Origin of the sequence: Gracilibacillus kekensis (assembly GCF_900143085.1) — a bacterium.
Classification (GTDB): Bacteria; Bacillota; Bacilli; order Bacillales; family Amphibacillaceae; genus Gracilibacillus; species Gracilibacillus kekensis.
This window is the reverse complement of the sequence record NZ_FRCZ01000012.1, coordinates 46410-56049: the sequence shown is the minus strand read 5'-3', so window position 1 is coordinate 56049 and position 9640 is coordinate 46410. Positions and strand designations below refer to the sequence as shown.

Sequence of the window (9640 nt, the reverse complement as noted above, 5' to 3'; positions counted from 1 at the left end):
ACACAGCAGTTAAGCTCTCCAGCGCCCATGGTAGTTGGGGCTCGCGCCCCTGCAAGAGTAGGACGTTGCCAGGCACACTGAAAACACCTTAGTCTTAATTAGACTAAGGTGTTTTTTATGCGCGTATTAAAGGTAACCTAACACCTCCAACCATTTTAATCAAGCGTACGAAGCTATTCTTGTAAGGTAAGAAAGTATAAAGGTTCACAGATGTCTAGCTCCGAGCACCCAGAAACTAGGTGACTTCACTTATCGCCTTACGATAAAGAAGACTTGCCGATTGGTGAAACCAGAGGCTTAGTCGCACTTATACCTTTAGGTGAAAGTCATCATCGGTTCGAAATGTAGGTGCATCTGTTAAGTTCGCCTACGTCCTGTAGGCAACACAGATGTCAACACTTCCTGTGTAAGTTCGTGATTCCTTTATCTCAGTTGATGCCGAAGTTGCTACGTTTCTAAGAGGACGCTCTGCGCTTATCTTACGATTCAAAAATATGATTCCCAAATTCCAGAATATGGTTTAATATTTATCATAACGCTAAACGTGTTTATAAGTTTTACTAATAAGCAGTGGGGATTAAAAACCTCCACAGAAAACAGTCTTGCTTTATAATTAAACGGAGGGAGAGGATCAGAAGATGGTAGATGAATGGCAGTCAAACTTGTATGATGATAAGCATCACTTTGTTTCTAAATATGGTAAAGGCATATTGGAATTACTAGAACCAATAAAAGATGAAAAAATCCTTGATGTTGGATGTGGTACAGGAGACCTTGCTGCTGAAATATCAAAAAGCGGTGCAATAGTGAGAGGTATTGATAAATCAGAAAGTATGATACAAACAGCGAAGTCTAAATATTCGCATCTGAATTTTGACACTGTCGATATTCTAAAAATGAATTTTAACGAAGAGTTTGATGCTATTTTTTCAAATGCTGCATTACATTGGTTACTTCAACCAAAAGAAGGATTACAAAAAATCTATCAAAGTTTACGTAAGGGAGGAAGATTTGTAGCGGAATTTGGTGGCAAAAATAATGTGCTGGAGATTAGAAATGCGCTTCAAGAGGCATATAATGATTTATTTCGTGATTATCCTCCTCTAAAGAATCCATGGTATTTTCCTAGTATTGCAGAATACACAACATTAATGGAAGAAGTAGGGTTTACTGTCCATTATGCTAGATATTATAGTAGACCTACCCCCCTTGAAGGAGCAGATGGTTTAGCTAATTGGCTTTCAATGTTTGGAGAAGGAATGTTAAAGCATTTGCAAACAGATGAAAAAAGAAGACTGATAGAGAATGTAGAAAAAAGGCTTAAGTCTACGCTATATGTAAACCATCAGTGGATAGCTGATTATTGTCGTATTCAGGTTATCGGGAATAAATAAGCTTAATATGTTTCACGTGAAAAAACTATAAAAATGTCGAAAAAACAAATCTAGTATTCTTTGTATATTTATTGCTAGATTGGCCATACTAACTAATGGAGGTGTGGCAAATGGGGAATAGCAGTAAACATGTTTGTGGTATATGTAATCAAACTAAAGAAGACGGAATCCATATATACCAGCTTTATATTTGTCGAGTGTGTGAGGAAGAGATCCTTTCTATTCATCCTAAAGATGATAATTATCAATATTATGTAGAAAAAATGAGAGCTATTAATCAAATAACATATACTATATAATGGAGTCACTATTGGTGATTCCATTTATTTTTATACAAATGAAAAACTACAAAGAATAACAAAACTTCAGCATTTGCTAAAAGAAAAAGCGAGGAAAAAAAATGAAGGAAAAGCAAACTAAGACACCACTCTATCAAAAACTTATCCATTTTGCTCAAAGTCAGCATACATCGTTTCATGTCCCTGGTCACAAGAGTGGTGCCATCTTTCCAGAAAACTATTCAGAATTCTTTAGCGAGATTCTGAAAATTGATTTAACAGAATTAGAAGGTTTAGATGATTTGCACGCGCCTGTCGGGGTTATTAAGGAAGCGCAAGATATTGCATCAGAGTGGTTTGGTTCTCTTTATACTTATTTTTTAGTAAATGGCAGTACGGTAGGTAATTTAGCCATGATATTAGCCACTTGTCAACCTGGAGATCAAGTGTTGGTGCAGCGAAATTGTCATAAATCGATTCTACATGGTATTGAATTAGCAGGGGTGCATCCCATTTTTTTACCACCAATGTTTGACGATAAAAAAGAAATGTATACGAATCCCTCACTACTATTAATGAAAGAAGCTCTATATAACTATCATAATGCTAAAGCAATAATTCTTACGTATCCTGATTATTACGGAAATGCATTTAATTTGGAAGAAATAGTAGAGAGTGCTCATCACAACAACACATTAGTGCTAGTTGATGAAGCGCATGGCTGTCACTTTTCTCTACCATTTATCGAAACTCCATCAGCAGTTGCATTAGGTGCAGATGTTGTTGTACAGTCAGCACATAAAATGACACCTGCTTTAACAATGGCAGCATACCTACATATTCAATCTACAAATATTGATCGGGAAAAAATGAATTATTATTTACAGATGTTACAGTCTAGCAGTCCTTCCTATCCAATCTTAGCGAGTTTAGACCTAGCTCGTTATTACCTAGCTACATTTTCAGAAGAAAAAATGCAGCTTTTATCTTCTCATATTGATGAAGTTATTACTTGTTTTTCAGACAGTGATGTTTGGTCACCGGAAACAAAGGGACAAAATGATGATCCGTTAAAACTTACGCTGAAAGTAAATCAGAATGTAGAAATTCAACAAGTAAAGTCCTCGTTTGAACAAGAAAAGTTATATCCTGAACTAATTACAGACAGACATATATTATTTATCTTTGGGCTCGAACCTATTATTGATCCAGTGAACTTAAGAAAGAAATTAGCAAGAATACATCAGGAATTAAAATTTTCTTGTAATCGTGCTACAATAGAAATTAATACTAACACTTATTATCATGACAAGATCCTTCCTTTGGCTATATCGTATGCTGAGATGAAAGATTTGCAAGCAAAATGGTCAGATTGGGAGAATGCAATTGGAAAAATTGCTGCTGAAGCAATCATTCCTTATCCACCTGGGATACCATTAATAGCTAAAGGGGAAAGAATCGACTTTGCAACAGTAGAACAAATAAAAAAATTATTTCAACAACAAATAAATTTTCAACCGAGTAATCGACAAACAGGTTTATATATATATGTTGAGGATGATACTAGAGGAGAATGAGCGTGTTTATAACTTTTGAAGGAGGCGAAGGTGCTGGAAAGACGACAGTTCTAAATCGACTAGCACAACGCTTAACAGAAGAGGGCTATCAAGTGATGACAACGAGAGAGCCAGGAGGAATACCAATTGCCGAGAGCATACGGGCTATTATTCTGGATAATAACAATACGATGATGGATGCGAGAACGGAGGCTCTTTTATATGCGGCAGCAAGAAGGCAGCATTTAGTAGAGAAAGTACAACCTGCCTTGGCAGAAGGAAGAATTGTCCTTTGTGATCGTTTTGTTGATAGCAGTCTTGCCTATCAAGGTGCTGCAAGAGGATTAGGAATAGAAGAAGTATATCAAATCAATCAATTTGCTATTGCGGATCAAATGCCTGATTTAACATTATTTTTTGACATTCAACCAGAAGAAGGATTAGCAAGGATTCAGCAAAATCAAGAAAGAGAACAGAATAGACTGGACCTGGAATCACTGTCGTTTCACCAGCAAGTATACCAAGCATATCAGCAACTACTTAGTAAATTTCCGAAACGAATCGAGAGAATTCAGGCAAACTTTGGTATAATAGAAGTAGAAGCACAAGCATATAAGAAGATAAAAGCAAGATTATAATAGTGGTCCATTAAAAAAGGAGGCGGCAAATGTGAAATTGATTATGGCGGTGGTCCAGGATAAGGATAGTAATCGTTTAATTGACGCACTTAGTGATCAACAGTTTAAGACGACAAAGTTATCATCTACAGGTGGTTTTTTAAAAGAGGGTAACACGACTTTAATGATTGGTTGTGAAGATGAGCATGTGGATGAGGCATTAGAAGTTATCCGAGATAACTGTAGTCAAAGAGAACAAATGGTTTCACCTGTCTCTCCTATGGGTGGCAATGCGGATTCTTATATTCCTCGACCGATAAATGTAGAAGTTGGTGGGGCAACCGTATTTGTCGTTCCAGTCGAATCGTTTCATCAATTCTAAAAGGTGGTATAGCAAGATATGAAAATTAGCCAGGACATGCGTACACAGTTGGATGCATTAAATAAAAAAGATCAACAAGCAAGGCCGCCATCACAAAGATTTGATACGCTTGTAAAGCAGCAATCGACCCAAATGCAACAGGCAGAGTTACAAAAATTAATGAGTGAACTAACGGCGCAAGGTCAGAAGATCGCTCGTTTTCGCTCTTTTAAAGATCTTGCAACCTATAAAAGAATGGTTAAACGTTTTGTGAAGGAAGCCGTTGATTATGGATTATCCTTAAAACAATCACACAGTTTTATGCTTGATGGTGATAACAGGAAATTAACGATAGTGGAAGAAGTAGATCAGAAATTAGTGGAATTAACCGAATCAGTGATGGACCAGGAGCAAAATTCCATACAAATTTTGGACCTTATTGGCGAGATCAAAGGACTTCTCATTAACCTATATACGTAGCACTGCATGAAGAGGATAGATTAGAGATGGTAACTAATCCATCCTCTTATTTTTACAAATTAGCAAAGCATATTTTAGAAAGTAGGCAATTAAATGGATTTAGTGTGGGAAGATATGTTGGAAAAACAACCTATCGTGAGTAAAATGGTGATGAATAGTATTAATAAATCGAGAATATCTCATGCCTATCTATTTCATGGTGATAAAGGCACAGGAAAATTTGAGTTAGCTCAATTATTAGCGATGAGTATTTTTTGTAAAAAGAGAACAACGTTGGATCCTTGCCACGAATGTAGTGATTGTCGACGCATTAAAAGTGGCAATCATCCTGATTTACATAAGATCATCCCAGATGGTGCAAGTATAAAGAAAGAACAAATATTACATTTACAAAAGGAATTTACTTATACAGGGTTAGAATCTAACAAAAAGGTATATATTATCTCACAAGCTGAAAAAATGACAGATAATGCTTCCAACCGTCTTTTAAAATTTTTAGAAGAACCAAGCCAGCAAACGACTGCAATTTTATTAACCGAAAACAGTCATGCGATTCTTTCCACGATTCGATCAAGGTGTCAAATGATTGCTTTTAAACCTCTGAACCCATTACAACTAGAAAAAAGCCTTCAATCAGAAGGATTAACGGAGGCAAATGCTCGATTGATGACTGCCATTACCAATAATGTATCAGAGGCAATCGAAAAGAGTAAGGATACTTGGTTTGCACAGGCACGAAAATTAGTGGTACAATTAATTGAAATGCTTCAACATAATCGAGGTGAAGTTCCAATATTTGTGCATACTCAGTGGATGCCACATTTTAAAGAACGTTCGCAATTGCAAGAGGGACTAGATTTATTATTAATATGGTTTCGAGATGTGGTTCATTGTCATCTTGAAGAAACCTCTGCCATCGTTTTTGCTAATCACCAAGATAAATTAGAAGCAGCAAGCATGTTTTGGTCATTAGGCCATGCTACAGAATGCTTGCAATTTATTATGGAAGCAAAACGAAAGTTAGAACAGAATGTGCACCCACAATTAGTATTGGAGCAACTAACACTTCAAATACAGAGGTGAATTTTTGTGATAGAAGTAATTGGTGTCCGTTTCAAGAAAGCGGGTAAAATATATTATTTTGATCCAAGTGACTTAAAAATCGATAAAGATGATTATGTCATTGTGGAAACAGTAAGAGGGGTAGAGTTTGGCAAGGTGGTTGTTGCCAATAAACACGTAGATGATGAAGATGTCGTTCTTCCATTGAAAAAAGTCATTCGCATTGCAAATGATAAAGATAAGCTTATCGTAGTGGAAAATAAAGAAATTGCCGAAGAAGCTTATCAAACGTGTCAGGCGAAAATTAAAGAACATCAACTCGATATGAATTTAGTTGATGTTGAGTACACATTTGACCGAAATAAAGTAATTTTCTATTTTACGGCAGATGGTAGAGTTGATTTTCGTAATTTAGTAAAAGATCTTGCATCTGTATTTAAAACTCGGATTGAGTTGCGTCAAATTGGTGTAAGGGATGAGGCTAAATTATTAGGAGGCATCGGTCCTTGTGGTCGAATGCTTTGTTGCTCCACTTTCCTCGGAGATTTTGAACCAGTTTCGATTAAGATGGCAAAGGATCAAAACTTATCATTAAATCCTTCTAAAATATCTGGTTTATGTGGTCGTCTAATGTGTTGTTTAAAATATGAGAATGATGATTATGAAACAGCTAAAAGGGAATTGCCAGACCTTGGTGAGAAAATAACTACTAGTTATGGTCATGGTAAGGTAGTTGGCCTCAATATCTTAGAACGTCTCATTCAAGTAGAGATTCCTGAAAAGGAACGAATGATTGAATATACGTTAGATGAGTTGATTGATGAAGGAGTTATTAAAACCCAGGCCACAGAATAATGGGGTGTAGGTGACGTGAAGAAAAAAGAACTATTTGAACAAGTTTCTGATATGGAAGAACAAATCGGCCAATTATATCAGCAATTAGGTGATTTGAAACAACAGTTAGGTGAAATGCTAGAAGAAAATCATCGAATAGAAATGGAAAATCATCACCTCAGACAACGATTGGATAATGAAACAGAAGGTCAAGAAGGTCATCAGCACGATGAAGATGACCCTGCATTAGGGGAAGGTTATGACAACTTAGCAAGACTTTATGAAGAAGGATTTCATATTTGTAATGTCCATTTTGGAAGTCCAAGACAAGAAGGCGACTGTTTATTCTGTCTGCTCTTCCTGAACAAAACAAAATAGAAAAACTAAAGGCTGACGCAAACCAAGTGTCAGCCTTTTCTCTAGAAAGTAAGTTATTAAATCTTTACAATAAACCTAAACTACGAAATAAGAGAAGTGAAAATTTTGAAATGATTATCTATTTGTTATCCGCTCCGGCTGCCCACTTCCCTTTCCGTGGGCAAGCCGTAGCGGCTGTTACGCAATTGCGCAGTTTGTGTCTCTATTAAGGGTGATATGATGTTGCTTGGGTCTTATTTGATGAGAAATGAATGTGTAATGAAGGAGTAAAATCATGATGTTAAAAAAAGATGAAAGAATCGATGATTTGTTGGCAGACCAAACGATGCAAATCATCCAAAGCCCAACTGTATTTTCCTTTTCAATTGATGCAGTATTATTAGCCGACTTTGCTTCCGCTCCTAAAACAAGAGGGAAGATTTTAGATTTGTGTTCTGGTAATGGAGTTATTCCCTTATTATTATCCCAGCGATCCGCTGTTCCGATAACAGGAGTAGAGTTACAAGCAAGGTTATATGATATGGCATGTCGAAGCATAAAATTAAATGATGTAGCGGAACAAATTAAGATGATACACGGGGATCTAAAGGAAATGCCATCTTATTTTAAAAACGATAAATTTGATTTAGTCACGGTGAACCCGCCTTACTTTAAAACCGATAATAAGAAACATCAAAATGCTAATGATTATTTAACGATCGCACGACATGAAATTTATTGTACACTAGAAGAAGTGATACAGTCCTGCAGTAAGCTAGTTAAGTCCGGAGGAAAAGTAGCGATGGTCCATCGTCCTTCTCGGTTTGTAGATATTGTCAGCTTATTCCGACAATATAAAATAGAACCAAAAAGAATTCAATTTGTCTATCCAAAGGAAGGTAAAGAAGCGAATATATTATTAATAGAAGGTATTCGGGATGGGAGTCCAGATTTGAAGTTTTTATCACCTTTATATACATTTGACCAAAAAGGAAATTATACGAAAGAGTTAGAGGGCATATTATATGGTAGAAAAAATTAATCATTATGTCTACATACTGAAATGTAAAGATGAAACATTATACACAGGTTATACCACTAATATAAAAAGAAGATTAAACATGCATGAACAAGGAAAAGGTGCTAAATATACAAGAGGAAGAGCTCCTTTCCAATTACAATGTTACCAACGGTGTGAGACAAAATCAGAAGCATTAAAATTAGAAGCAAAAATCAAGAAGCTTCCGAGAGCAAAAAAAATGCTTTTTATCAAGAAAAAGCAAACAGAAGGGTATGGCGCAGATGAAAATACAAAAAAGCTACCAGAATGAACAAGATAAAGGGATGCTGTATGTTGTGCCGACACCAATCGGTAATTTGGAGGATATCACTCTTCGTGCATTAAAGGTATTAGAGGAAGCGGATGCAGTATTAGCTGAAGATACAAGAAACACCGGGAAGCTTCTTCAACATTTTGAGTTAAAGAAAAAAATGATCAGCTATCATGAACACAATAAAATGATGAGACAGGATCAAATAATAGAAATGTTAAAAGAAGGCCAAATGCTAGCCTTGGTTAGTGATGCAGGCATGCCCGGTATTTCTGATCCAGGTTATGAAGTGATTAATGCTGCCATCTCTGCAGATTTAACGGTGGTGGTATTACCAGGAGCAAACGCTGCATTGTCAGCCCTGGTTGCTTCGGGATTACCAACAGACCATTTTTATTTCTATGGTTTTCTACCCCGAAAGAAAAAAGATCGGGATCATGCAATAAACATACTAAAGTCTATTGATACTACAGTGATCTTATATGAATCACCACACCGGATTAAAGAAACGATTGAGTATTTAGCAGAACAACTTGGTGACAGGAAAGTTTCTATTGCTAGAGAAATAACGAAACGGTATGAAGAATACATAAGAGGTAACCTTCAAGAGGTTGCCGATTGGTTAAGCGACCATCCAATAAAAGGTGAGTGTTGTATTGTTGTGGAAGGGATAAAAGAAGAGAATACATCCCAGTGGTGGACAAACCTTACACTAAAAGAACATGTAGAAAAAGTCATGGACTTAGAAAGTAATTCAAGCAAAGAGGCTATTAAACAAGTAGCTCAAAAAAGGAATTTGTCAAAACGAGAAGTCTATAGCGCCTATCATGTCGAATAAATAATAAAAAACGCGATCATTGGATCGCGTTTTTTTATTATTTATTCATTTTTTGTTGAATCTCATCAATTAGTGCTTGCGCGCCTTCTGGGCTAAGTACTAATTTGCCATCTGCTAACGTAAAGTTATCGTCAGAGATATCACCAGTAACGTGACATGTCATGTTTGGCTTATATTTTTGTAAGATGATACGCTCATCATCAACATAAATTTCAAGTGCGTCTTTTTCGTTAATTCCTAGTGTACGACGAAGTTCGATCGGAATTACAACTCGACCTAGCTCGTCTACCTTTCTTACAATACCTGTTGATTTCATTATTTATTCTCCCCTTTGATAAATAAATTCGGCAATATTCGACAACTATAGCGTTATAATACCATTAGTTGCCATTAATGTCAAACAAGAAATATCTATTTTTTTCAAACATTTATAAAAAAATTGAAAAAAAACAGGACTTTTTGATATTATGTTTTTTTGGTCTATGTAGTGTTTTAAGTGGTAGAAATTTAGGCGAAAATGTATAATCAGGAC

Annotated in this window: 13 protein-coding genes; 12 read left to right on the top strand and 1 reads right to left on the bottom strand. The window is 36.0% G+C overall.

Going from position 1 to position 9640, the window contains the following annotated elements; genetic code table 11:
- The first annotated feature begins 638 nt into the window (after positions 1-638).
- From BUC25_RS18870 to rsmI, 12 genes are all read left to right on the top strand, one after another.
- Positions 639-1394 (top strand): class I SAM-dependent methyltransferase, encoded by a 756-nt coding sequence (locus BUC25_RS18870; RefSeq protein WP_073203411.1) that lies wholly within the window; start codon positions 639-641, stop codon positions 1392-1394.
- 110 nt (positions 1395-1504) lie between these two features.
- Positions 1505-1693, top strand: a complete 189-nt coding sequence (locus BUC25_RS18865; protein WP_073203410.1) for a sigma factor G inhibitor Gin — start codon at positions 1505-1507, stop codon at positions 1691-1693.
- A gap of 101 nt (positions 1694-1794) precedes the next feature.
- Entirely contained in the window at positions 1795-3249 is a 1455-nt protein-coding gene (locus tag BUC25_RS18860) for an aminotransferase class I/II-fold pyridoxal phosphate-dependent enzyme (RefSeq protein WP_073203409.1), read from the top strand.
- Positions 3246-3866, top strand: a complete 621-nt coding sequence (gene tmk, locus BUC25_RS18855; RefSeq protein WP_073203408.1) for a dTMP kinase — start codon at positions 3246-3248, stop codon at positions 3864-3866. The genes BUC25_RS18860 and tmk overlap by 4 nt, the downstream gene beginning before the upstream one ends.
- Positions 3867-3897: 31 nt before the next feature.
- Positions 3898-4227: a cyclic-di-AMP receptor gene (locus tag BUC25_RS18850; protein ID WP_073203407.1), complete on the top strand. Its 330-nt coding sequence runs from the start codon at positions 3898-3900 to the stop codon at positions 4225-4227.
- Positions 4228-4245: 18 nt separating this feature from the next.
- On the top strand, positions 4246-4686 hold the full coding sequence (locus tag BUC25_RS18845; protein ID WP_073203406.1) for a YaaR family protein: 441 nt from the start codon (positions 4246-4248) through the stop codon (positions 4684-4686).
- A gap of 93 nt (positions 4687-4779) precedes the next feature.
- Complete coding sequence (gene holB, locus BUC25_RS18840) at positions 4780-5769, top strand: DNA polymerase III subunit delta' (protein WP_073203405.1); 990 nt, start codon at positions 4780-4782, stop codon at positions 5767-5769.
- 6 nt (positions 5770-5775) lie between these two features.
- Positions 5776-6603: a PSP1 domain-containing protein gene (locus BUC25_RS18835; protein WP_073203404.1), complete on the top strand. Its 828-nt coding sequence runs from the start codon at positions 5776-5778 to the stop codon at positions 6601-6603.
- 15 nt (positions 6604-6618) lie between these two features.
- Entirely contained in the window at positions 6619-6960 is a 342-nt protein-coding gene (gene yabA, locus BUC25_RS18830) for a DNA replication initiation control protein YabA (protein ID WP_073203403.1), read from the top strand.
- Between the two features lie 274 nt (positions 6961-7234).
- Positions 7235-7981: a tRNA1(Val) (adenine(37)-N6)-methyltransferase gene (locus BUC25_RS18825; protein WP_425292882.1), complete on the top strand. Its 747-nt coding sequence runs from the start codon at positions 7235-7237 to the stop codon at positions 7979-7981.
- Positions 7965-8270: a GIY-YIG nuclease family protein gene (locus BUC25_RS18820; protein ID WP_073203401.1), complete on the top strand. Its 306-nt coding sequence runs from the start codon at positions 7965-7967 to the stop codon at positions 8268-8270. The genes BUC25_RS18825 and BUC25_RS18820 overlap by 17 nt, the downstream gene beginning before the upstream one ends.
- Positions 8242-9108, top strand: a complete 867-nt coding sequence (gene rsmI, locus BUC25_RS18815) for a 16S rRNA (cytidine(1402)-2'-O)-methyltransferase (protein WP_073203400.1) — start codon at positions 8242-8244, stop codon at positions 9106-9108. The genes BUC25_RS18820 and rsmI overlap by 29 nt, the downstream gene beginning before the upstream one ends.
- 37 nt (positions 9109-9145) lie before the next feature.
- Here rsmI and BUC25_RS18810 read toward each other — a convergent pair whose 3' ends face one another.
- Positions 9146-9424 carry a transition state genes transcriptional regulator AbrB gene (locus BUC25_RS18810; protein WP_058305635.1) on the bottom strand — a complete coding sequence of 93 codons (279 nt, stop codon included), beginning with the start codon at positions 9422-9424 and terminating at the stop codon, positions 9146-9148.
- Between the last annotated feature and the right edge of the window lie 216 nt (positions 9425-9640).

Bases quoted from the DNA above. Each gene is read 5' to 3' on its own strand.
- BUC25_RS18810 (WP_058305635.1), bottom strand. From the start codon at position 9,424: ATGAAATCAACAGGTATTGTAAGAAAGGTAGACGAGCTAGGTCGAGTT.
- BUC25_RS18820 (WP_073203401.1), top strand. From the start codon at position 7,965: ATGGTAGAAAAAATTAATCATTATGTCTACATACTGAAATGTAAAGAT.
- BUC25_RS18845 (WP_073203406.1), top strand. From the start codon at position 4,246: ATGAAAATTAGCCAGGACATGCGTACACAGTTGGATGCATTAAATAAA.
- holB (WP_073203405.1), top strand. From the start codon at position 4,780: ATGGATTTAGTGTGGGAAGATATGTTGGAAAAACAACCTATCGTGAGT.
- BUC25_RS18870 (WP_073203411.1), top strand. From the start codon at position 639: ATGGTAGATGAATGGCAGTCAAACTTGTATGATGATAAGCATCACTTT.
- BUC25_RS18865 (WP_073203410.1), top strand. From the start codon at position 1,505: ATGGGGAATAGCAGTAAACATGTTTGTGGTATATGTAATCAAACTAAA.
- rsmI (WP_073203400.1), top strand. From the start codon at position 8,242: ATGAAAATACAAAAAAGCTACCAGAATGAACAAGATAAAGGGATGCTG.
- tmk (WP_073203408.1), top strand. From the start codon at position 3,246: ATGAGCGTGTTTATAACTTTTGAAGGAGGCGAAGGTGCTGGAAAGACG.
- BUC25_RS18825 (WP_425292882.1), top strand. From the start codon at position 7,235: ATGATGTTAAAAAAAGATGAAAGAATCGATGATTTGTTGGCAGACCAA.
- BUC25_RS18860 (WP_073203409.1), top strand. From the start codon at position 1,795: ATGAAGGAAAAGCAAACTAAGACACCACTCTATCAAAAACTTATCCAT.